18 protein-coding genes and 2 pseudogenes are annotated in these 23,337 nt (G+C 37.2%); 15 read left to right on the forward strand and 5 right to left on the reverse strand.

Annotation, left to right across the window (positions count from 1 at the left end):
* Position 1: 1 nt before the first annotated feature.
* The 5 genes from RCG21_RS06820 to RCG21_RS06840 all read left to right on the forward strand — a co-directional run bounded on the left by RCG21_RS06820 (position 2) and on the right by RCG21_RS06840 (position 4,759).
* Positions 2 to 469: a cytochrome c oxidase subunit II gene (locus RCG21_RS06820; RefSeq protein ID WP_133337485.1), complete on the forward strand. Its 468-nt coding sequence runs from the start codon at positions 2 to 4 to the stop codon at positions 467 to 469.
* A 14-nt stretch (positions 470 to 483) separates the two neighbouring features.
* A complete protein-coding gene (locus RCG21_RS06825; protein ID WP_133337483.1) occupies positions 484 to 2,181 on the forward strand; it encodes a cbb3-type cytochrome c oxidase subunit I in 1,698 nt (565 codons plus the stop codon).
* A gap of 102 nt (positions 2,182 to 2,283) precedes the next feature.
* Positions 2,284 to 2,916: an SCO family protein gene (locus RCG21_RS06830; RefSeq protein ID WP_133337481.1), complete on the forward strand. Its 633-nt coding sequence runs from the start codon at positions 2,284 to 2,286 to the stop codon at positions 2,914 to 2,916.
* Between the two features lie 3 nt (positions 2,917 to 2,919).
* Positions 2,920 to 3,477: a hypothetical protein gene (locus RCG21_RS06835; RefSeq protein WP_308913022.1), complete on the forward strand. Its 558-nt coding sequence runs from the start codon at positions 2,920 to 2,922 to the stop codon at positions 3,475 to 3,477.
* A gap of 211 nt (positions 3,478 to 3,688) precedes the next feature.
* On the forward strand, positions 3,689 to 4,759 hold the full coding sequence (locus RCG21_RS06840) for a branched-chain amino acid aminotransferase (RefSeq protein ID WP_133337477.1): 1,071 nt from the start codon (positions 3,689 to 3,691) through the stop codon (positions 4,757 to 4,759).
* A gap of 101 nt (positions 4,760 to 4,860) precedes the next feature.
* Here RCG21_RS06840 and RCG21_RS06845 read toward each other — a convergent pair whose 3' ends face one another.
* Genes RCG21_RS06845 through RCG21_RS06855 form a run of 3 tightly spaced genes read right to left on the reverse strand, consistent with a single transcriptional unit; the run spans position 4,861 to position 8,453 of the window.
* Entirely contained in the window at positions 4,861 to 5,946 is a 1,086-nt protein-coding gene (locus RCG21_RS06845; RefSeq protein WP_133337475.1) for a GerAB/ArcD/ProY family transporter, read from the reverse strand.
* 42 nt (positions 5,947 to 5,988) lie between these two features.
* Entirely contained in the window at positions 5,989 to 7,191 is a 1,203-nt protein-coding gene (locus tag RCG21_RS06850; protein WP_133337473.1) for a Ger(x)C family spore germination protein, read from the reverse strand.
* Positions 7,192 to 7,229: 38 nt separating this feature from the next.
* The gene (locus tag RCG21_RS06855; RefSeq protein ID WP_133337471.1) at positions 7,230 to 8,453 is read right to left on the reverse strand and encodes a Ger(x)C family spore germination protein; all 1,224 of its coding nucleotides are present in this window, start codon (positions 8,451 to 8,453) and stop codon (positions 7,230 to 7,232) included.
* 229 nt (positions 8,454 to 8,682) lie between these two features.
* On the opposite strand from RCG21_RS06855, the gene RCG21_RS06860 reads away from it, so the two are divergent.
* Together RCG21_RS06860 and RCG21_RS06865 are read left to right on the forward strand one after the other, a co-directional pair.
* Complete coding sequence (locus RCG21_RS06860) at positions 8,683 to 8,916, forward strand: hypothetical protein (protein WP_133337469.1); 234 nt, start codon at positions 8,683 to 8,685, stop codon at positions 8,914 to 8,916.
* 14 nt (positions 8,917 to 8,930) lie between these two features.
* A complete protein-coding gene (locus tag RCG21_RS06865; RefSeq protein WP_133337467.1) occupies positions 8,931 to 10,046 on the forward strand; it encodes a GerAB/ArcD/ProY family transporter in 1,116 nt (371 codons plus the stop codon).
* 52 nt (positions 10,047 to 10,098) lie between these two features.
* On the opposite strand, the pseudogene RCG21_RS06870 reads toward RCG21_RS06865, so the two are convergent.
* Positions 10,099 to 11,696 (reverse strand): annotated as a pseudogene (locus RCG21_RS06870) (spore germination protein).
* A 209-nt stretch (positions 11,697 to 11,905) separates the two neighbouring features.
* Here RCG21_RS06870 and RCG21_RS06875 point away from each other — a divergent pair.
* Entirely contained in the window at positions 11,906 to 13,021 is a 1,116-nt protein-coding gene (locus tag RCG21_RS06875; RefSeq protein ID WP_133337465.1) for a GerAB/ArcD/ProY family transporter, read from the forward strand.
* 155 nt (positions 13,022 to 13,176) lie between these two features.
* Here RCG21_RS06875 and RCG21_RS06880 read toward each other — a convergent pair whose 3' ends face one another.
* Entirely contained in the window at positions 13,177 to 13,317 is a 141-nt protein-coding gene (locus tag RCG21_RS06880; RefSeq protein WP_155925514.1) for a hypothetical protein, read from the reverse strand.
* Between the two features lie 412 nt (positions 13,318 to 13,729).
* Between RCG21_RS06880 and RCG21_RS06885 the strand changes: the two genes are divergently transcribed.
* The 7 genes and pseudogenes from RCG21_RS06885 (at position 13,730) to larE (ending at position 23,330) form a co-directional block, all read left to right on the forward strand.
* Complete coding sequence (locus RCG21_RS06885; protein WP_133337463.1) at positions 13,730 to 15,118, forward strand: amino acid permease; 1,389 nt, start codon at positions 13,730 to 13,732, stop codon at positions 15,116 to 15,118.
* Positions 15,119 to 15,438: 320 nt separating this feature from the next.
* Positions 15,439 to 17,040, forward strand: a complete 1,602-nt coding sequence (locus RCG21_RS06890) for an FMN-binding glutamate synthase family protein (protein WP_133337461.1) — start codon at positions 15,439 to 15,441, stop codon at positions 17,038 to 17,040.
* Between the two features lie 124 nt (positions 17,041 to 17,164).
* Positions 17,165 to 18,046, forward strand: a complete 882-nt coding sequence (locus tag RCG21_RS06895; protein WP_133337459.1) for a fumarylacetoacetate hydrolase family protein — start codon at positions 17,165 to 17,167, stop codon at positions 18,044 to 18,046.
* A gap of 333 nt (positions 18,047 to 18,379) precedes the next feature.
* Positions 18,380 to 19,138 carry a nickel pincer cofactor biosynthesis protein LarB gene (gene larB, locus RCG21_RS06900; protein WP_133337457.1) on the forward strand — a complete coding sequence of 253 codons (759 nt, stop codon included), beginning with the start codon at positions 18,380 to 18,382 and terminating at the stop codon, positions 19,136 to 19,138.
* A gap of 41 nt (positions 19,139 to 19,179) precedes the next feature.
* Positions 19,180 to 20,469: pseudogene (gene larC / locus RCG21_RS06905) on the forward strand (nickel pincer cofactor biosynthesis protein LarC).
* A 457-nt stretch (positions 20,470 to 20,926) separates the two neighbouring features.
* Positions 20,927 to 22,261, forward strand: coding sequence for a gluconate:H+ symporter (locus RCG21_RS06910; protein ID WP_133337451.1), 1,335 nt, complete (start codon positions 20,927 to 20,929; stop codon positions 22,259 to 22,261).
* 217 nt (positions 22,262 to 22,478) lie between these two features.
* Positions 22,479 to 23,330, forward strand: coding sequence for an ATP-dependent sacrificial sulfur transferase LarE (gene larE / locus RCG21_RS06915; RefSeq protein ID WP_133337449.1), 852 nt, complete (start codon positions 22,479 to 22,481; stop codon positions 23,328 to 23,330).
* Positions 23,331 to 23,337: the final 7 nt, after the last annotated feature.

Below are 23,337 nucleotides of genomic sequence, written 5' to 3' on the forward strand. Positions count from 1 at the left end.
AATGAAGATGCATCTTGATGAAAAAATATGGCTTACCTTAAGCTTCGGAATGATAATGATTTTTATGTTAATTACCGGATATCAAGCATTTGCCTTGGAAATGGGACCACCAAGTAATATGGAAACGATTGACCCTCAAAAAGTAGATCAAACAGCGCCATTCGATAAACCGGGTATTAAGCAAATAGGCGAAAAAGAATACGAAGTCGTAATGACGTTACAAGCTTTTAGCTTTAATTCTGGAAATATCGAAGTACCTGCTGGATCTACTGTACATTTTACCCTAACCTCAAAAGATGTGGTTCACGGATTCGAAGTGGCAGAAACAAACTTAAACACAATGATTGTACCGGGACATATTCAAAAAATCTCACAAAAATTTGAAAAACCGGGTACCTATTTAGTTTTATGTAATGAGTATTGTGGAGCCGGCCACCAAATGATGAGTACAACGATTAAGGTGAAATAAAGGAGGGAAGTAAAGTGGAAACAGGGATACCGCAAACTGGATATTCAAAAACAGTAAATGGAAAAATTAACAAAGTAATGGGGATTAGCCTTGAGGATGCAAGGCTGTCAAAATCATATATATTTGTCGCGTTTGCTGCAATACTTCTCGGTGGTATTTTAGGACTTGTACAAGGACTGAATCGTGCAGGACTACTGGAATTGCCATCATGGGTGAACTATTATCAAGTTTTAACCGCACATGGATTATTATTAGTAGTTGTTTTAACAGCATTCTTTACCATTGGCTATTTCTATGCAGCACTATCACATAACTTAGGCGGGCTTCTGCCGAAAGTAAGAATGATGGCCTGGATTGGCTTTGGATTGAAAATTATTGGATTTGTTTTAGCTGTTATTCCGATCATCATGGGCGATGCATCTGTCATGTACACCTTCTATCCTCCAATGGCGGCTGCACCAATGTTTTATATTGGATTAGCATTAATTGTTGTAGGCGTTTGGACGTGCGCATTTGGAGCCTTTATCCAAGTGGCTAATTGGAGAAAGAATCACAAAGGACAGCATGTTCCCATTCTTTCATACTTTGCAACGGGAGTTTTCGTTCTTTTATTCTTTGGTACCCTGCCAGTAGCGATCGAAGTAATCGTCATGATTATCCCTTGGTCATTCGGATGGGTTAAGACGATTAACGTTATGGTGGCTCGTACACTCTTCTGGGCATTTGGACACACATTGGTGAACATCTGGTATTTAACTGCAACTTCTGCATGGTATGTCTGTGTTCCGAAAATTATCGGCGGTAAACGCTGGAGTGACGTATTAACCCGTGTTGTTATAATTGCATTAGTCATCATGAATATTACCGGTGGATTCCACCATCAAATTGTTGACCCTGGTATTAAAGAATCCATTAAATTCATGCACGTATTTATGAGTTTAGCAATTGGATTCCCATCTTTAATGACTGCATTCGCATTGTTTGCGGTATTTGAACGTACTGCAAGAAAGAAAGGCGGAAAAGGACTAGTTGGCTGGTATAAAATGATGCCTTGGAAAGATGTTCGCTTCCTTGCTCCATTTATCGCGATGGTTGCCTTTATTCCAGCTGGTGCTGGGGGAATTGCCCAAAGCACAAACCAGTTAGACCAAGTAGTTCATAATACAATGTGGATCGTAGGACACTTCCACTTAACTCTCGGAATGTCTGTTGTCATGACTTTCTTTGGCATTAGTTATTGGTTAGTTCCATATATCTCAAAACGTGTTCTAACTCCGCAAATCAATCGATTAGGCTTGATCCAAACTTGGGTTTGGACCATTGGAATGGTTTGTATGTCAGGAGCCATGCACTGGGTAGGTTTACTCGGTTCTCCACGGAGAACTTCTTTTACGACCTATGGTGACAATGCAACAGCATTAAGCTGGAGCCCGTATCTGCTTTTCTTGGCAATTGGCGGAACATTGTTAATGATTGGTGTTATTCTCCAAGTAGTTGCCGTATTTAATATGATGTTCTTGGCGCCAAAAGGTGAAACTGAATTTCCAATTGCCGAAGAGGAAGAAAACGCAACTAAAACCCCTTATATAACAGAGCGTTGGGGACTATGGATTGTCATCATGCTAATTGTTGTTGCGATGGCCTATGTCATCCCGTTAACTGAATTTATTGTAAACGCACCTCCGGGTTCACCACCATTTAGAACTTGGTAAAAAGCAGGTTGAAAAAGAGATAGCTCGAGGGTTGGGCTATCTCTTTCTACTCTATCGGAAAAAGCACAAAGGTAAAAACAAAAGGTTTGGGAAGTGATCTCCGTGATCAAGCATTGGCATAGTAAAGTAGCAGTTTCTATTGTTATCATATTTGGTTTTGTTTTGTTCTACGCAGGTACAGATGGGTTTCATGCATTTACTGCCGAAACAGCAAGAATAAATAAACTAATCGAAAATAAACCGAAATTCCCCAATGTTACCTTAGAGGATAGCAATGGAAGGAAATATTCAATTTCTGAATTTGAAGGAAAATATGTATTTATTACATTTTTATATACATCATGTACGAGTGTTTGTCCGCAATTAGAAATGAACATGTCTCAGGTTTATCAAAAGCTGCCGAAGAAATATATCGGTCGGGACATTGTTTTCTTAAGTATCAGTTTTGATCCAACAAGGGATGACCCTGCTGCCTTGGACAGATATAAGAACGCCTTTCATAGTGATGGGGAAACATGGAGGATGGCGAGAATTCCAAACAAGGCGGAGCTGGATGCCTTGTTAAAAGAGTTTGGAGTGATTGTCATTCCTGATGGAAAGGGGAATTTTACTCATAATACTGCATTTTACTTAGTGGATCCGAAGGGCAGTTTAGTCAATGTAATGGATTTTAAAAAAATTAATGAAGCAGCAAGAACACTTGAAAACATACTTGAAAATAAAACGGGGGAGTAATCAATGAAACAGTTTATTTATGGTTTGCTTTTATATATAACCTTAATGATTCCCCCTGTTGCTCATTTTTTAGAGTCGATTATGATTGTCCATATGCATATGCAAATGCCGCTTTTGGTCTTTTCAGGATTTTTAATGGCACGATTATTTCAAATAAAATTCCCTCGTTTTTTTGAAAAGTGGAATGGCAATGGTATTCCGGGAATTATGTTATTTTTAATCGTTGCTGTTTATTGGACGATCCCGAAAACCATGGATGAAACCTTAACAATCCAGAGCGCTGAAATATTTAAATTTATCAGTTTGCCATTCATTGGAGGAATCTCGCTTCGTGATAGTTGGAAAAAACTTAGTGTGATGGGAAAAAACACTGTTATTATCATTTTTACTGTTAAATATTTTGGCATGGGTTTGTTATATATTGAAACACCCGTGCAATTATGTAATAACTATTTGATTATTGATCAGTTAACTCTTGGCTGGGGATTTTTGACAACGGCCATTTGCTTAGTCATCTATTTAATCTACACCGCTGTGATTGATCGTTCGAAATATGAGTAAAATAGGGAGAAGAATTTAATTTCTCACGTATTTATGGAGTGTGTCTGCTCTTTTTTCTTTTTCCAAAAACTATTAATTTTAGTTTGATTTATTTTTTAACACGAAATGAATTAAATGTTGTAAAATAGTCATAAGATTATCATTATTATGTAAATATAATTCATGATAAAAGATTAATGGTAGGATAGGAACCTGGATAGGAGATAGGAAGATGAAAGAATTACAAATTGAAGTTACACTTAGTTCAACAAGAAAACAAAAACCAGACTTTGACAACCTTGTGTTTGGAACGGTCTTTACGGACCATATGTTTGTCTGGGACTACACAGAGGGAACGGGCTGGCATGATCCGCAAATTATTCCTTATCAACCAATCACTCTCGATCCTGCGGCAATGGTTTTTCATTATGGTCAAACAGTTTTTGAAGGACTAAAAGCCTATTTAACAAAAGATGAGCAGGTTTTGTTATTCAGACCTGATGAAAATATGAAAAGGTTAAATCGTTCAAATGACCGATTATGCATGCCGTCAATTGATGAGGAATTGGCATTAAGCGCATTAAAGCAATTGATCAGCATTGACCGGGAGTGGATTCCTGGGGTTGAAGGCACATCCCTTTATGTTCGTCCATTTATGATTGCAATAGAACCACATCTTGGGGTTTCACCTTCCAAAAATTACCGATTTATGATTATTCTTTCACCAGTAGGTGCTTATTATAAAGAAGGAATTAACCCGGTTAAAATTGCGGTTGAAAGTGAGTATGTTCGTGCAGTAAAAGGTGGAACAGGGAATGCGAAAACAGCTGGTAACTATGCAAGCAGTTTAAAGGCTGGAGAAATTGCTTATCAGAATGGATACTCCCAGGTGCTTTGGCTGGACGGGAAAGAACAGCGCTACATTGAAGAAGTCGGAAGTATGAATATCTTCTTTAAAATCAATGGAGAGGTTGTTACCCCTGAATTAAATGGCAGCATTTTAGAAGGAATCACTAGAAAATCAATTATTGAGCTTTTAAAATATTGGAATGTACCGGTGGTTGAACGGAAAATTTCAATCGAGGAAATTCAGCAGGCATGTCATGAAGGTACTCTAGAGGAAGCTTTCGGGACAGGAACAGCAGCTGTTATTTCACCAATTGGGGAACTACTATGGAAAAACGAAAAAATGATTGTTAATAATGGTGAAATCGGTACATTATCTCAAAAACTATATGATTCCTTAACCGGAATTCAAAATGGAACTGAACCTGACCCATTTGGCTGGACAGTTAGAGTATAAGCGTAATTATTTCTAAATTTAAAGAAAGGCATCCGCGGTAAATTTGCGGATGCCTTTTGAGTATATCGATGTAAGCAAATGTGGTAAACGAATAAGTGGAACTAGCGCTTTTTTCTAACCATTCCCACGACCAGCAATAATAGCGGAATAAAAAGACCAAAAGGGAGGGAAAATGCTGTCCACCATTCAGCTTGCTGATCTGACTCAACAATATTCTTATTGACAATAAGGGAGAGAATAAGCGTGATGAACCCTAGTGGAAAAGTTAAACATTTAAATTCTTTAAGTTTTAAAATTTGACCCATACATAAAACCGATGCATAAAAATAAAGTGTGATTTTAATATAAGTTGTCGTGAACCATATGAATGCCATAACTGCTTCAATACGCTGCCAAATGCCGCCAATATTGATTTTTAGTGCTAGGACATAACTTACAAATTGCTGACTTTCAGAAAAATAAGTTCCAAGGCACAAAATACTAACCATTGTAACCAGTGACAACACACTTCCACCTATTACTGTTCCAAGCATAAAGGACTTTTTTGCGATTGTTGTTTGGTTTACAGCAGGGAAGACCATTAAAAACAACACTAATTGCAAATAAGGTGTTCCAAGGGATTTAATTGCTGTTCCTATTACAGGCTTCATTCCATTTCCTAATATTGGCTGTAATTGCTGGAATTGAAACATCGGGAAAATTGAAATGATGAAGATAATAAAAAGTAACAAAATAAATGGAAAGAAAATTTCAAAAGCGCGTGAAAAAGGTTCAAGTCCATAACGGACGCCCATTATAATAATGATGATAAAAAGAAAATGAATCGCAAGAATAGGGGTATCCGGCAGGATCTGTATGATAACGAAATCACCGATCTGTCGAACAAAATTGGCAGTACTAAGAAAAAAATAAGTAAAATAGAGAAGAGAAATGATTTTTCCAAGCGGTTTTCCAAATATTTTTTCGCTATACTCAGCAAGGTTCATCGTTGGAAAACGACTTCCTAGTGTATTGAATAGTAATACCAGTAATAGTCCCAAACCGACCGCAAGAATATTTGCTAGCCATGCATCTTGTTTCGCACTATGTATAAGCCCGGATGGGACATACAAAATACTGCCGCCGACGATAAATGATGCAACCATTATTGTAAATTGATGAGGTGAAATTTTACCCTTCTCAAGCATACTTGTTCCTCACTTTTCCATCGGGGTAGAACCCTTTAAGACCTATTTATTTTCCATTTTATTAAGAGGAGAATTATTGATTGTACCAGTTTGCCGGATCGTCATATCAACTTTGACGGTTACAGGCATCTGTGAAAACGTTTGGTCCCAATCCTTTTTATATTTTGCCCAATCATTCGGTGAAGAACGATTGAGCGCTTCACCGAATCCGAAAATATCCGATTGATAGTCTTTTTGAAGATGGTGTATTGCCTTTTCAATGATTTTAGTAAGCTCTTTTTCTGATTCTTTTTCTATATAGGAAATTGATTTTGGATTGGTTAAATCTAAGCCCTGACATTCAACTTCGGCAACATTTCCTTGTATTTTAGCCTGTACAAACCCATGTGGCTCTCCCTTAATCATCTCTGTCTTTAGTTTGGATTTTGTGTGAACCACCTCAATTACTACTTTTCCACCTTGTGGGCATTTTATATATCCAACGCTGCTCTTCACTTTTCCTAAGGCGAAATGGACGGCTCTACCTTCTCTTTCATTCATCCATCCAATCAGTTTATCATGTTTAAATACCGCCATTCCTTTATATTGTAGAATGCTTTTTGGTTTTGTCTGATCTAAATTAGTATTCATTTCACCTTCATGTACGTTTCCTTTTATTTGTATACCAGTTAATACAGGGTTAATCCCTTCGCTTACCATGTTAGAGGTTAGCTTATCTAATGTAATCCCCTCGGTTGGAGCCCATGAGTTCGCTGATGTCTGGAGAGAAGCAAATAAACTATTCGCTGGAATTTTTTCTAATGGGGTTAATATTTTTAAAACATCTGCTGCCTTAGAATTCTTGGATACGGTAATATAAAAATCATTTCGTATTTCTGAATTTCTTAAAAGAAAGTCTATCATTTCGCCAATCCCTTCTTTTGCTAATTCTTCTCCGAAGACAAGAATTCGTAAGTGGGCAAAATAAAGCTTTCTCGGGGCAACAGTTGTCACTTTTCTTACTGCTTCAAATAATGTTTCTCCCTTGCCTTGATAAACGACCACTGGAGCTTTTCCGCTGCCGCCTTGTTTAGATGCAATTTCACTTGGATTCACTACTTGAGCCGTTATAATATATTGCTCATTATCTTTATCAATTCCCAATCCTAATAAAATGGAAAGTTCATTTAATTCTCTGCGGTTCCAACAACCAGTAAGGAGGATAAAAGAGCAGAAAAAAATGGTCATAAGGATTTTTCGTTCCATATAAATCCTCCAATCTCAATCAAAGATTCATAAGCAAATCATTCATATAAAGTAGCAGGTTTGTCCTTAATTTTATTTAGAGGAGAGTTTTTAATCATTCCTATGTCATGTAATTTTACCGTTACTTCTATCTCGACAGGCATGGTTTCAAAGATTTGTATCCAATCATTTTTGATTAAATGCCAGTAATCCGGGTTGGAACGACGGGCGGCTTCACCAAAACCAAATGGATCTATTTTATATTTCTTTTGTGAAGCATTTAAAGCCTTTTGAATGTTTTGTTGAATTCTTTTCTCTGTATTTATTTCTAAATGACTGATTGTCTCTGGTTTGGTTAAATCCAGTGTCTTACACTGTACATTCCCAACATAACCTTCTGCCTTTATCTTTATCATTCCATATGGCTTGTGGTCTAAAGTCTTTGTTTTTAAATCAGCTTTTGTACGAATTAATTCAATGTCTGCCTTCCCTTTTTGGGGACAGGGTATGGTTACAACAGTATCTTTAACATTCCCTAAAGCATAGTTAAGGCCTTTGCTTTCGTTATCATTTAACCAGCCAATTAATTTATCCTTGCGGAATACACCAATCGCATCATATTGCAAAAATGCAGCTGGTTTAGATTGTTGTGTATTCTCTAATTTTTCTCCTGTTTGAACATTTCCTTTAAGCATAATTCCAGTTAACTTAGCATTCATGCCTTCACTTAATATATCGTAAATCAATTGATCCAGCGTGATTGGCAGGGTTGGTGCCCATTCTTTTTCCGATGTAAGAAGCGATTCAAATAATTGTTGGACTGGTATTTTTTCCATGGTAGTTACGATTTTTAAGATATCGCCTGCTTTATTATTTTTAGCTACTGCAATATAAAAATCTGTTCGCATCTCTGGATCCCTTGATAAAAAGTCTAATGTTTTCCCGATCCCTTTTTTTGCCAATTCCTCTCCAAACACGAGAAGCCGAAGATGGGAAAAATATAGTTTTCTTGGTGAAACTGTAGTTATTCTCCTAATTGCCTCGAACAATGTATTCCCCTTTTCTTGATAAACAACTACGGGTGAGTTTCCACTTTTGCCTTGTGATTCAGCAATTTCTCCAGGATTAACGACTTGTGCAGTCACGATAAATTTACCATCTTCTATATCAATCCCCATTCCAAACACAATGGCTAGTTCATTTAATTCTTTTCGGTTCCAACATGAAGTAAGGACAAGAAGAGAGCAGATGGATAGGATGATAAAAAAGAAGTTTCGGTTCATGCCCATACTCCTTTAGGCTTTTAAGGCTAGTTATATACTCCCCAAAAAATGGCTGTTTAAGCAATTGAAAATAGTAATAATTTTTGTGCTTCGACAAACCGTCTAAAATAGATTAGAACAATTTGTTAAGTATTCGAATAGTAAAGAATGGTTCAGTAAAGAATTGGATATTTTAATAAGAATATTGGGAAGATCCAGTGATGGAATTTAAATAGAAGGAGTCCTCCGAATGCTAGGTGTTGCAGGAACAATAGTGGCAGCGATTATGATGATTGCTTTTGAACTTCCTAACTTGAGAAAAAACAAGTTAACGAAAGAATTATGGGTATTTTCTATTTTAATGCTGATTGCTGTTGGATTAGGTATAGCACAAAGTTTAGATTTACACATTCCGAATCCACTTATTGGAATTACGTATATTTTTAAACCATTTAGTGATTTTATATACGGATTTCTGAAATAGGTATAGTAAAGAATATGGTGACCAATCTTAAAATTAGTGTACGGCAATTTAGAATATTAGTAATTTTATTTTCTATAGGCACTACCATCTTTGTGATGCCTGGTAGTCTTGCACAAGAGGTCAAACAAGATGCTTGGATTGCTGCTATAATCGGTACAGCGATTGGTTTTTTGACGGTGGCTTTATATATCGCTATTGGGAGAATGTTCCCGACGATGACTCTAGTTGAAATCATTGAAAAACTTCTCGGCAAATGGTTAGGTAAGGCCATTTCTCTTATGTTTGTTATCTTTTCATTTATCAACGCCGCAGATTTATTGTATTATGCTGGAACTTTCTTAACGACTCAGATTATCCCAGAGACGCCACACGTGTCAATCCATATTTTATTCGCATGCATCTTAATCATGGGCATTCGACTAGGCCTTGAAACGTTGGCTCGTTCTGCAGAATTGTTCTTTCCTTTATTTATGTTTTTATTCGTATTATTAGTGGTTTCATTAATATTAACGCCTGATTTATGGGAGTTTAAAAACATTCAACCTATATTGAAAACAGGAATAAAACCGATGATCCGTGCTGTATTTCTTTTTATAAGTATTTTCTCTTTACCTTTGATTGTATTATTGATGATTTTCCCTATTTCAGTGAATCAACAAAAGAAAGCTGAAAAAAACTTTTATATTGCACTATTCATAGCAGGAGTCTGTTTAATTATCCTTACAACATTAACGATTTTAGTTTTAGGTCCTGAAAATAGTTCGAGACAAATGTTCCCCAGTTATTCTTTAGCTAGGAGGATAAATGTAGGGGATTTTTTGCAAAGGATTGAAGCCATATTAGCGATTATGTGGTTAATAACGATTTTTTTTAAGATGACGATTTATTTCTACGCATCTATTATAGGTTTTGTTCAAATATTGAACATCAAAGATTATCGGCCATTTACGTTACCCTTAGGGATGATTTTGGTTGTGATGTCCTTGTTTTTATATCCTAATGTTACCCGCTACGCCGCATTTGGCAATTATATTTGGCCGCTATATGCCTCAACGTACGGATTGGTTCTTCCTTTACTCTTATTAACAATAAATGCAATAAGGAAGTTAATAAATCTGGATAAAAAATGATAAAGCTGCCTTTTCGGAGAAAAGGCAGCTTTATCATTTTATGACCATCTACTTAATTTGAGTCAGGTTTAGGTGCAGGGGTATCTTCACGTCTTATATTGGTTTGACTTATTAATTTAGGCCGTTTTGACATTGCCCATCTTGGGAAGCGGAAAATGGCATCCTTTTGATCGTCTTTAATGAAGGGACCGAACGGTGCCATATAAGGTATTCCAAAAGAACGTAAACTGCACATATGAAGAACCAAGGCAATCAATCCTACTATGATTCCAAATAAACCAAATGATGCAGCGAGTCCCATGAAAGGGAAGCGTAACATTCTGATTGCAATAGCTAATTCATAATTACTAACAATAAAGCTGGATATGGCCGTAATGGCGACAACAATTACCATGGCAGCAGACACAAATCCTGCTTCAACAGCTGCCGAACCAATGACAAGTGTTCCGACGATGGATACTGCTTGGCCGATCGCTTTCGGCATTCTTAGCCCTGCTTCACGTAATATTTCAAAGCTGACCTCCATTGCGAGTGCTTCAATAAAGGCTGGAAAGGGGACACCTTCCCGCTGGGCAGCAAGAGTAATGAGTAATTGCGTTGGCAGCATTTCTTGATGAAAGGTGGTAATAGCAATATAAAAGGAAGGTGCTAATAATGCGATAAAAAAACCGACATAACGAAGGATCCTAAGAAGTGTAGTAATATCCGCCCGGTTATAATAATCCTCAGGTGACTGTAAAAACTGTGCGAACATGACAGGAACTGTCATCACAAAAGGTGTGCCATCAACTAGAATGGCAATACGACCCTCTAACAGATCGGCGGCGATGGCATCAGGTCGTTCTGAATGGTACATGGTAGGAAAAGGTGACCATTTCGCATCCTGAATTAATTCTTCAATATAGCCGGTCTCTAAAATACTATCGATCTTAATTCGATCAAGCCGTCTGCGGACTTCCTCGACAATTTTTTCATTTACAATTCCTTTTATATACATGATGGATAGGTTTGTTTTTGATACTTTTCCAATTTTTCTGGATTCAATCCATAGATTGTGGTCTCTAATTTTCCGTCGTAATAATGAAGTGTTAACCCGTATATTTTCTGTAAATCCTTCCGGGGTCCTCTGATTGTCGTTTCTGTCGTAGGTTCCTCAACTGACCGTTCTTTTCCCCCTTTCATTTCAATTGCGAACCCTTGGGTATATCCATTAAATAAAAGAATGACTTTACCATTTAAAAGCGAATCCAGCAGATTCGTAAAATCATCTATATCTTGAATGTCTCCGACTGTTAAAACCATTTCTTTTAAATAGGTTAAAAGGTTTTCTTCAGTGAAGGGTTCTGATTGTCTATCTGTTGTTCGCAAATCAATCATTAACGATTCCATAATGAAATTTTGAATGGATTGACTATCAATCAAACCGTCTGTAAAAACGATGCAAGCACGAATCTTTCCTTCCTTACCAATTCTGATTTCCCTCATAATAATATCGTCACTGTTTCCAAACAATTCTTTAATTCTTCGGATGTTATCCAATAAACCAGGCTCTAAAGGTTTTTCTTCAGGTTGTTTAGGTTGAATTTTTTGTTCTGTTGCTTTTTTCTGTAAATCTTTCCACTTGTCCTTAAACGACTTTTTGCCTTTCATTTTTAAATAATTCAAAGTTTTTTCCCTCATATTTCTGCTATATTTAAGGTTATTATTTCCACTTGAATGAGGCATATTCTATTTATAAAAGGATAATTTGGATTCCATATTTATAAAAATATGAAGGAATGAAGAGGTTTAATTTACCAGGGAATAGTTGAAAATAATAAATGTAAATTGGTTGCACGAGTAGGGAAGGATTTAACCATATGGAAAATGCGAAGATTGATTCAAAGCAATTGTTTTCTCTCATGTTTTTATTTCAATTAGGAACGGGAATTGTTACAAGAATGGGGATGCAAGCGAAACAAGATGCTTGGATATCAATCTTTATTGGCATGTTCGGAGCACTCATTCTATTTTTCTTGGTATACCTACAGATATTTAAACAGTATCCTACTCTTCCTTTTACAGGAATTTTAGTAAAAGTATTTAGTAAATATATTGGGATTCCTTTAAGTTTGGTTTATATTAGCTATTTTTTCTTTGTAGCCTCAGTTAATGCGCGGCATTTAGGGGATACAATGGGAACTTATATATTACCGGATACCCCGGTTCCTGTTATTGTTTTCATCAGTCTCGTCCTGGTTTCTTATGCCTGCTATTTAGGAATTGAAGTTATAGGGAGAACGGCGGAGATATTATTTGCTGCAATGGTTGTTTTTGGCTTAACTGGTAATTTTACTGTGGTGGCTTCCAGTATTATAAAACTTAAGAACTTGCAGCCCATTTTAGAATTCGGCTGGCTGCCAGTTCTAAAGCACTCAGTCACATTAATGATTTTTTTCCCATTTGGGGAAATTTTCCTTTTCCTTATGTTTTTCCCTTATTTAAATAAGCCTGATTTGGTGAAAAGATCTGGTTTATTGTCTATTTTTTTAAGTGGTTTAGGTCTTTCTTGGACCTTTCTCCTGATCATTAGTGTAATAGGTATTGGAGCACAAGCTGTTGAAATCCCGTTGCTTAGTGCAGTTGAAAAGATTAATGTTGGTCATATTATCCAGAGGATGGACTCCATCGTGGTTGGGACATTTGCTGTCGGATTTTTCATTAAAATCATTCTCTATGTTTACGCAGTAGTGATTGGGTTAACAGATATTTTTAAATTTAAACGATATCAGCCCTTGATTTTTCCCGTAGTTTCCCTCATCTTTATTTACTCTTTGGTATGGGCGAACAATAAAGTTACTTATCAAGGATTTTTTTATAATAAAATGCCTTACTTAATTGGGTTCCCTCTTTTAGTTGGAATGCCCGTCATTGTACTGATAATGATAGTAGTTCGTAACTATTTTGGTACATCACGAGCTAATATACCAAAGTAGCATAAATGTAAGTTAAAAAGGATAGATAAATGATGTCGATTAATTGGTTGAGTTATTGGCGGCTTCAGTGTTTGGATCTATCTTAACATGATGGCTGATTCCCAAAAACGGGAATCAGCCGTTTTTCATTCTTGAGATCTTGTAGTAAGGAACTTCTACTCTCCCTGAATAGAGTTTAGAAAAGCCTGGATGACATTAGAATCTGGGTCAACAAGAAAAATTGGAAGACAAACAAGGACGAATAATAAAAGGACATTGGAACCGACTACAATTTGAACCATTTTTTTTGCGTTCATTTTATTTTCCCTTCCCTTTTTAAATTTTTAACCGCCATTTTTACTTTCCAATTTTTAATTATTGACTTTCACCTCCATGAAAGAATGCTTTCCCAAAATAGGCTTGAAGTTATCTCTTTCTAGCTAGTACCACTATTTTACTCTATTTTGCAAATCTATAAAATGAAAATTTTGAATTCTCGGAAATTATATAAAGATGGGGAATTATTATCTTTAAAAATTTCAAGTCTTTATTTTTTGCTTTTGATATAATATCTTAAAAGTAGGTAATTTAATAATTATCTATGTTTGATTAGTGTTTTGGATAATTTTGAAAGCGTTTATTAAGGTAAAAATATTATTTTTATATCATTAAATTTCAGAAATTAATAAAAATTAAATAATTAAATTTATTCATCAGGAGGGGAATTGTGTGGCAAATAAAGAGTTGAAAAGGGGACTAGAGGCACGTCATATTGAAATGATTGCATTAGGCGGCACCATCGGCGTCGGCTTATTTATGGGATCAGCGAGTACGATTAAATGGACAGGTCCATCTGTCATGCTGGCTTATGCGATTGCCGGAATCTTTATTTTTTTCATTATGCGCGCAATGGGTGAAATGCTCTATTCAGAGCCAACCACCGGATCCTTTGCAACTTTTGCCCATAAATATATTCATCCATTAGCTGGTTATATGACAGCATGGAGTTATTGGTTTCAATGGGTTCTTGTTGGAATGGCAGAAATTACTGCGATAGGAATGTATATGAATTATTGGTTTCCGAATCTTCCTCAATGGCTGCCAGGAATCATTGCGATGGTCATCTTAGGACTTGCGAATCTAGTTTCAGTTAAGTTTTATGGAGAATTTGAATTTTGGTTTTCTCTTATTAAAGTAGTAACGATTGTCCTCATGATTATTGCAGGTCTTGGTTTAATATTTTTTGGATTAGGGAACCATGGACATGCCATCGGGTTATCGAATATTTGGAAACATGGCGGCTTTTTCACAGGCGGCTTTAAAGGATTCTTCTTTGCATTATCTCTTGTAGTAGCTGCCTATCAGGGAGTGGAACTCATCGGTATCACGGCAGGGGAAGCAAAAAATCCGACTAAAACCTTAAAAAAGGCAATTAATAATATCATTTGGCGAATTTTAATTTTCTATATTGGTGCAATTTTTATCATTGTTACTGTGTATCCTTGGAATCAATTAGGGACAATTGGCAGCCCGTTTGTTTCGACCTTTGCTAAGGTAGGAATTACAGCTGCTGCGGGTATTATTAACTTTGTTGTCATCACAGCAGCTTTATCCGGTTCAAATAGTGGAATTTATAGTGCAGGTCGAATGCTTTATACTTTAGCCATAAACGGCCAAGCACCAAAAAGTTTTGCTAAAATCTCAAAAAGTGGGGTTCCGGCAAACTGCATTTACGCAACACTGATCGGCTTATTTATTGGGGTAATTTTGAACTATATTGCTCCAAAAGGTCTCTTCCTTTATGTTTATAGTGCCAGTGTTCTCCCAGGAATGGTGCCTTGGGTTGTCATAATCATTAGTGAGCTTAAATTTAGAAAAGAAAAAGCTGCTGAAATGTCCAGCCATTCTTTCAAGATGCCATTTTCTCCAATCAGCAATTATTTGACGATTGTATTTTTACTATTCGTCCTTGTGGGAATGTGGATCAATACTGATACTCGTGTTTCGTTAATTGTAGGTCTGGTATTCCTTGCCATTGTTGCGGGCAGCTTTTATCTTTTTAAAATGGGTAAACGTGTTCCGTTAGAGGATTCAAATAAAAAGCAAAATATTGCTTAATAAAAAGGGCTGATGGTGAAGTAATAACAACGCCATCAGCCCTTTTATTATGAGAATCCGACGCTCCCGCATAGGACCAGATGATAAAATATATTTTTGGAATGCAACTTATTCATCATAAAGAAAAACATCCATCAGAAAGCTCCTACCGTACCCTCCCCTCACCAGCAAATATCGCATAGACAATTTCTTTCGAAGTTTTCACATGCATTGAATAAAAATCAGTCCTTAAAGGTTAAATACATAAATAAAGGAAAGCATAAATTTTTCCAATACAGAGCAAATTATAAAGAATTCAACTCATGTCAAGGAGGATTTGGATGAATATCGCGGATGTCTTCACGATTATTGGATTTATCGTTTTTGTTGTTATTATTATTGGACTTTTGATTTTACTTGTCTATTTGTTAAGGTTGGATCGAAATCAAAAGATGCATTCCATTTTAAGGAATTATCCGGTATTAGGAAGGATGCGTTATTTTTTAGAAAAAGTCGGTCCGGAGTTTCGCCAATATTGGTTCAACAGCGATACAGAGGGAAAGCCCTTTTCAAGGGATGAATATGAACATATCGTAAAAAGTGCCAAGTACAAACGGGATGTTGTTGCCTTTGGGTCGAAACGTGATTTTGAGGAAGAAGGGCTTTTTGTCCGTAATGATATGTTTCCAAAATTGGCGGAAGAAGAGAAAATGGATCGGGAAACAAAGGTGAACACAAAAAGGTATCTATTACTGCGAGATCCGCTTTTTTCACAAAGAAAGGAAAAATGGGAGGATGAAGAGGCACTTGCCTATTTATTGCACGATGATGATGCCGTAGTGGTAGGTCCTAATTGTAAGCACCCTTTTGTATTAAAGGGGTTAATCGGTATGTCTGCGATGAGCTATGGTGCTCTTGGAAAAAATGCAGTTACCGCCCTTTCTAAAGGCCTGGCCTTAGCAAAAGGGACCTGGATGAATACAGGTGAAGGCGGCTTATCCCCATACCATTTAGAGGGCGGAGTAGATATTATTATGCAGATTGGCCCTGGTCTTTTTGGAGTACGTGATAAAGATGGGGGCGTGGATTGGAATGAGTTGAAACGCAAGAGTGAGATTCCGCAGGTAAAAGCATTTGAACTTAAACTTGCCCAAGGAGCGAAAACGCGGGGCGGTCATATTGACGGAGAAAAAGTCACCCCTGAAATTGCCGAAATTCGGAAGGTTGAACCGTATAAATCGGTAGATAGCCCGAACCGTTTCCATCAGTTCAGTGATGTTCCTTCAATGTGTGAGTTTATTGAAAAAATCCGCGATACAACAGGAAAACCAGTCGGAATGAAGATTGTTGTCGGTGGGAATGACAGTGTAGAACAATTAGCAAGATATATGAAAGAAACCGGAAAAGGCCCGGACTTTATTACGGTAGATGGCGGTGAAGGTGGCACAGGAGCATCCTACCAGGAACTGATTGATAGCGTTGGATTACCACTAAAGTCAGCTCTTCCAATTTTGGTCTCCACGCTTCATAAATATGGGGTACGCGACCGGGTGAAAATCATCGCATCAGGGAAACTGTTTACCCCTGACCGCATTGCGATTGCGCTTGCCATGGGAGCAGATTTGGTGAATATTGCCCGTGGTTTTATGATAACGGTTGGATGTATTCAGACCTTAAAATGTAATTCCAATACCTGTCCAGTTGGGGTTACAACAACTGATCCCGACCTGCAAAAGGCACTTGTAATCGATGAAAAGAAATACCGTGTTGTGAACTATCTTGTCACACTACGTAAGGGTTTATTTCGGGTTGCAGCCGCAGCCGGTATTGACTCACCCGTACATTTTAAGCCTAGACATATTAGTTACAAGGATGAAAAGGGTGTTGTAACTTCTCTTGAGAGTATTTTAAATGAAATCGAGCAGCATATTGGTGCAAGTTAATTGAGTCTTGTCCCCTTAGAAGTGAGTTTCTGAGGGGGCAAATTTTTTTATAAGTTGATTTTGAGTAAAGTATGTACCAATATATTATTTGAAAAGTCATAAAACTAAGAGGAGATGTGGCACGATGAAACTGCTTCAATTTAAGAAAAACGATGAGATTTGTTTAGGGGTGAAAACAGATTTTGGGATTTTAGATATTAAAGAAGCAGCCCAAGCCTTCGAGCAGTCCGTTCCAGTTACCTTAAAAGAGGTAATCTCTCATTCTGAGGAAGGGCTGGCTAAACTTACAAGTTTAGTAGAACGGTCTATATCACACAGAAATGATGAATTATTTATTTCGGACGATGCTGTAACCTACGCACCAGTTGTGACGAATCCGGAAAAAATTATTTGTGTCGGCTTAAACTATATTAATCATGCCAAAGAGTCTAATATGGATATTCCAACTTCACCGATTTTATTCAGTAAATTTAATAATACTTTAGCGGCCCACCAAGAGCCTGTTATTATTCCAGAAGGTGTTGGAAAAATGGATTATGAGGCGGAGCTTGTTCTTGTAGTCGGCAAAACAGTCAAAAATGTTTCAGAGGAAGAAGCATTGTCCTATGTCTTTGGTTATACAGCTGGTAATGATGTTTCTGCGAGAGATTGGCAATTCAAAACTGGACAATGGCTTCTTGGAAAAACTCCGGACGGGTTCGCTCCTATTGGCCCATATGTTGTGACAAGTGATGAAATCAATCCCAACCATTTAACGATTGAATGCCGAGTGAATGGAGAAGTTCGCCAAAAAGCGAATACAAAGGATATGATTTTTAACTGCGCAACTTTGGTGAGTTATATTTCGCAGCATATGACTTTAAAGCCTGGAGATCTTATTTTTACAGGGACCCCTGATGGTGTCATCCTGGGATATCCAGAGGAAAAACAAAACTGGTTAAAATCCGGTGATGAAATGGTTGTTTCAATTGAATCTATTGGGGAGTTAAAAAGTATTCTACAATAATAAACAAAACCTGTTCCAGTGACAATACTGGAACAAGCTTTGTTCTATAAATTTACTGCTCAATTAAGTGTAAACAAAATTCCAAATCGGCTTGTATAACCGACAGGGATTACCATAAAATCACATTAAGAAAAACATATTTAAATACTTACGGGTACGTTATACATAATAGAAACGGTTTTAATATTTATTTAATAATAAAGTCAACTATGCATTTACGCAAAGATTATTCTATAATTGGAGGGGCTGAAAAATAGTATTTTTGAACGGCCAAAGAAAATAATAGTTGATATGGTTTGAATTGAACAAGATCGTTTAAGGTGAGTGAAAAAAATGTTGGAAGAGATATTGCAGCAAGTTCAGACGGGTAAATTAAGTGTTTCAGAGGCGAAAGAAAAGTTAGCCACATATGAGGATTTAGGATTTGCAAAAGTCGACCACCACCGGAAGAATCGTCAAGGGTTCCCAGAGGTGATTTATGGGGAAGGGAAAACGAAAGAACAAATCCATTCCATTATAAAAGCAATCAGATCAAAAGATCAAAATATATTAGTTACACGAATTTCAAAAGAAAAAGCTGATTATATCCTTCGTGAACATCCTGAATTTATTTATAATGAAACCGCACAGATTCTCTACTGGAAAAAAAACATAAATGGAAAGGAATCTTATCAAGGATATATTGCAATTGTTTGTGCTGGTACATCAGATCTAAGAGTAGCAGAAGAGGCTGCAATTACAGCTGAAGCATTAGGAAGTGAAGTTCGTCGTTTTTATGATGTTGGGGTCGCTGGGATTCATCGCTTATTTGATAATATTGAACAAATTCAACAGGCGACTGTTTCAATTGTGGTAGCAGGAATGGAAGGCGCTCTTCCAAGTGTCGTTGGGGGTCTCGTAACACATCCGCTCATTGCAGTTCCAACAAGCGTTGGTTATGGTGCCAATTTTAATGGTTTGTCCGCGTTGCTGACCATGTTGAATTCATGCGCTTCTGGTATTAGCGTTGTGAATATCGACAATGGGTTTGGTGCTGCCTACAACGCTGTACTAATTGATAACATAGCAAAAAAAGGAGCAAAAAAGGGATGAAAACTCTATATATCGATTGTTTTTCAGGGATCAGCGGTGATATGTTTATTGGAGCTCTTTTAGATGCAGGGGCAGATCCGGCTATTTTAGTGGAAGAATTTAAAAAGCTTCATTTTGAAGATGAATATCAATTGACTTGGAAGAAAATCTTGAAGAACGGGATCACCAGTACTAAGTTTAATGTAGTGTTAACACAACCTGACCACGATCATGAACATCACCATCATGAGCATGACCACCATCATGAACATCATCATGAACATAAGCATGACCACGATCATGTACATCACCATCACGAGCATGATCACCATCATGAACATGACCATCATCACCACCACCGTTCATACAATGATATTGTAAAAATGATTGAATCATCAGACTTGGCAACTGAAGTGAAAGAGACTTCCTTAAAAATCTTTCGGAAAATAGGTGAAGCGGAAGGGCATATTCATGGTTTGCCATTAGAAAAAGTTCATTTTCATGAAGTTGGTGCAGTAGATTCGATCATTGATATTGTCGGAGCTGCCATTTTAATTCATCAGTTGGGCATAAAGATAATAAAATCTTCACCCGTTCCTGTCGGCGCAGGGAAAATACATATTGATCACGGGATTTATCCAGTTCCTGCTCCAGCGACACTCGAAGTACTAAAGGGTGTACCGATTGAACAAAGCAATGTACGATTTGAACTTACAACCCCAACAGGTGCAGCCATAGCTGCTGTGCTGGCAGAAGAATATTGCCCGATTCCCTCTATGAAAGTAGAATCAATTGGATATGGTGCTGGAACAAAAACCTTTAAAGACCATCCCAATGTACTTCGTGTTATCATTGGGGAATAGACCATAGGAGGAGTAAAAATGGTTTCTCATCCTCATAACAACGAACATATTGATGATGAAATGATTAAAATAGAAGTAAATCTTGATGATATACCAGGTGAATGGCTCGGTTATGTCATGGATTTACTTTTTGAAGCTGGGGCCAATGATGTATTTTATACACCTATTTATATGAAAAAAAATCGACCGGGAGTTTTGCTTCAGCTCCTGTCATCTCGTCATAAACTAGATAAAATGAAAGAGATTTTATTTAAAGAAACAACAACATTGGGTATACGCTATTATCCCTTAACGGTCCACAGGCTAGAAAGACAGTTTAAATGTGTAGAAACAGTGTGGGGACCTGTCACCGTGAAGGAGGGATATTACGAAGGCAAGCTTGTGCAAAGAGCTCCAGAGTATGAGGAATGCAAAGAATTGGCAAAGCTTCATACCATCCCGTTGAAACATGTGTATGAACATATATGGAAAACAATAGATCAAGATTAATGCGGATAAAGGCTTACGCCTTTTATCCGCATTTTTTTTGAGTGAAAAAAGCCGTATTGCCTTGGAACTTTTTTGGAGAGAATAGAAACGAAACTCTCTAGTGTCCTTGCAAACAAGACATCTTTGACTCTTTTATTGCCATATTAAATGGCAATCTAACAGTGAATTAAGATATATGTTGAAAAAAGAGACAAAAAATAATCCTCCCTGTCCTATTGACAAGATTATTCATAGATTATAAAATGAAAACGTTCACATGTGATGCGATAAACAACAAGTTTTTTAGAATCGATATCCTTTTGGGTAGATTGTGTTGCAATTTTGTTCTTCTGCTAAGAAAATGAAATTGGTTAAGTAAGAAACATTATATGTAAAGACCATCCATACGTCATGTGTAATAGCAATTATCAGCATTTTTATATTAAAAATTAAACAAGGAAGTTGGGGGGAATCAATTATGCCTTTAGTAATAATTGCAATAGGGGTACTATTATTACTTATTTTAATTATGCGCTTTAAATTGAACACATTTGTATCCTTGATTATTGTTTCATTTATCGTTGCCTTATTATTGGGAATTCCAATGAAGGATGTTGTTAAATCAATTGAAACCGGTTTAGGCGGAACACTTGGTCATATTGGAATCATATTTGGTCTTGGGGCAATGCTTGGCCGATTAATCGCTGATTCCGGTGGTGCAAATCGTATTGCGACTACGCTAATCAACCGATTTGGGGAAAAACGAATCCAATGGGCTGTATTAATTGCTTCGTTCATTTGTGGTATCGCTTTATTCCTTGAAGTTACGATTGTATTATTAATTCCAATTATCTTCTCTATCGCAAAGGAATTAAAAGTTTCTATTGTAAAATTAGGTCTTCCGATGGTTACCGCTGCTCTTGTGGCACATGCGTTCTTGCCACCGCATCCAGGCCCTATCGCAGTTGCAGCAGAGTATCATGCAAATGTTGGATTAATGTTACTTTATGGAATCATTGTTGCAATTCCAACTGTTATCATTGCTGGCATTTGGTATCCAAAGATTGCTCAAAAAATTGTCCCAACAGCATTCACTAGAGAGGGCAGTGCCTCTTTTGGTGTTGCAAAATCTTTTAAATTAGAAGAAACACCTGGATTTGGAATCAGCGTATTTACAGCTTTATTCCCAGTTATCTTAATGGCTATTGGTGCCGTTGTCGATATGGTAGGATTTAAAGAAAATACGTTCATCACAATTATTCGCTTTATCACAAACTCTGACACGGCTATGATTCTTTCTGTTTTATTCGCCATTTACACAATGGGATTGCGCAGAAGAACTCCAATGAAGACGTTGATGGATTCCTGTGGTTCAGCAGTAAATGCATTGGGAATGCTGCTATTAATTATCGGCGGCGGCGGTGCCTTAAAGCAGGTTATTGTTGATGGCGGCGTTGGTGATTATGTTGCTAAATTATTCGAAGGTTCTCATATGTCACCGGTTCTGTTTGCTTGGATTGTGGCAGCTTTACTGCGTGTCTGTCTGGGATCCGGAACTGTTGCAACCTTAACAACTCCTGGTTTAGTGCTTCCATTGCTTGCTACTATGCCTGATGTTAACTTAGAGCTAGTTGCACTTGCAACAGGTGCAGGCAGTGCCATCGCATCACACGTTAACGACGCAGGATTCTGGATGGTTAAGGAATCGCTAGGTATGAGTTTGAAGGAAGCATTCGGAACCTATACAGTTCTTTCCACAATCGTTGGTGTATGCGGATTAGTATTTACTTTAATATTAGATATGTTCTTATAAAAAACAGAAGGGGGCCGTTTTATAGAGATTCTATGAAATGGCCCTTTTTTTATTAAAAATATATTCTTGAAATCGCTTTAGTAATTTCTTTTACTTTAGAAGAAATTTGCTTATAATTAAAATGTGTTGCAAAATGCAAAGAATAAAAACGTTTTTTAAACAGCTTGTTTTGGATCAATAAAATATATATGAAAAATATAGATAGGTGGAAATCTGCATGAACGAGAAATACGAGCGTTTGAAAGATATCTTAAATGAGATGGGCAATGTGGTCGTTGCTTTTTCTGGCGGTGTCGACAGTACGTTTTTATTAAAAGTAGCAGTTGATGTTTTAGGTGTTGAAAACGTTTTGGCAGTGACGGCTGATTCGGAAACATACCCTTCAAGTGAACTAGAAGAAGCGAAAAAGCTTGCCAAACTGATTGGCGCCACACATAAAGTGATTGAAACCTCCGAACTTGATATCCCTGGCTACGCAGAAAATGACCGAAACCGCTGCTATTTTTGTAAAAATGGGTTGTTCGAAGAAATCGTACCGATTATGCACCAGAAGGGATTTCAAAACGTGGTCTATGGTTTAATTGCCGATGACATGAGTGAACATCGTCCTGGCGTCCGCGCAGCGAGAGAGCATGGCGTGCGCGGGCCGCTTCAGGAGGCGAATCTTTTTAAAGAAGAGATTCGTGAGCTTTCAAAGCAATTAAACCTGCCTACTTGGGAAAAACCATCCTTTGCCTGCCTATCATCCCGTATTGCCTATGGTGAAAGAATTACCAAGGAAAAATTAACTAAGGTAGAAAAGTCCGAGGCTTATCTGAAATTACTAGGGATTCGACAAGTGCGCGTCCGGACTCATGAAGAGATTGCCAGGATTGAAGTGGAACCTCAAGATATGCAGTTAATTTTAGCAAACCATCAAGAAATCCAAGAAAATTTGCAGCGTTTCGGCTATAAATATGTCACACTTGATCTTCAAGGCTATGTGAGCGGCAGCATGAATAAAGTGCTAACACCAAGCTTTATTAAAGGTGAGTCCTTGATGGAAAATAAAAAAATAGAGGATATTTAGTAGGTGA

Origin of the sequence: Bacillus salipaludis (assembly GCF_030938565.1) — a bacterium.
In the GTDB taxonomy this organism is placed as follows: Bacteria; Bacillota; Bacilli; order Bacillales; family Cytobacillaceae; genus Neobacillus; species Neobacillus salipaludis_A.

Bases quoted from the DNA above. Each gene is read 5' to 3' on its own strand.
- RCG21_RS06820 (WP_133337485.1), top strand. From the start codon at position 2: ATGAAGATGCATCTTGATGAAAAAATATGGCTTACCTTAAGCTTCGGA.
- RCG21_RS06835 (WP_308913022.1), top strand. From the start codon at position 2,920: ATGAAACAGTTTATTTATGGTTTGCTTTTATATATAACCTTAATGATT.
- RCG21_RS06840 (WP_133337477.1), top strand. From the start codon at position 3,689: ATGAAAGAATTACAAATTGAAGTTACACTTAGTTCAACAAGAAAACAA.
- RCG21_RS06845 (WP_133337475.1), bottom strand. From the start codon at position 5,946: ATGCTTGAGAAGGGTAAAATTTCACCTCATCAATTTACAATAATGGTT.
- RCG21_RS06850 (WP_133337473.1), bottom strand. From the start codon at position 7,191: ATGGAACGAAAAATCCTTATGACCATTTTTTTCTGCTCTTTTATCCTC.
- RCG21_RS06855 (WP_133337471.1), bottom strand. From the start codon at position 8,453: ATGAACCGAAACTTCTTTTTTATCATCCTATCCATCTGCTCTCTTCTT.
- RCG21_RS06860 (WP_133337469.1), top strand. From the start codon at position 8,683: ATGCTAGGTGTTGCAGGAACAATAGTGGCAGCGATTATGATGATTGCT.
- RCG21_RS06865 (WP_133337467.1), top strand. From the start codon at position 8,931: ATGGTGACCAATCTTAAAATTAGTGTACGGCAATTTAGAATATTAGTA.
- RCG21_RS06875 (WP_133337465.1), top strand. From the start codon at position 11,906: ATGGAAAATGCGAAGATTGATTCAAAGCAATTGTTTTCTCTCATGTTT.
- RCG21_RS06880 (WP_155925514.1), bottom strand. From the start codon at position 13,317: ATGAACGCAAAAAAAATGGTTCAAATTGTAGTCGGTTCCAATGTCCTT.
- RCG21_RS06890 (WP_133337461.1), top strand. From the start codon at position 15,439: ATGAATATCGCGGATGTCTTCACGATTATTGGATTTATCGTTTTTGTT.
- RCG21_RS06895 (WP_133337459.1), top strand. From the start codon at position 17,165: ATGAAACTGCTTCAATTTAAGAAAAACGATGAGATTTGTTTAGGGGTG.
- larB (WP_133337457.1), top strand. From the start codon at position 18,380: ATGTTGGAAGAGATATTGCAGCAAGTTCAGACGGGTAAATTAAGTGTT.
- RCG21_RS06910 (WP_133337451.1), top strand. From the start codon at position 20,927: ATGCCTTTAGTAATAATTGCAATAGGGGTACTATTATTACTTATTTTA.
- larE (WP_133337449.1), top strand. From the start codon at position 22,479: ATGAACGAGAAATACGAGCGTTTGAAAGATATCTTAAATGAGATGGGC.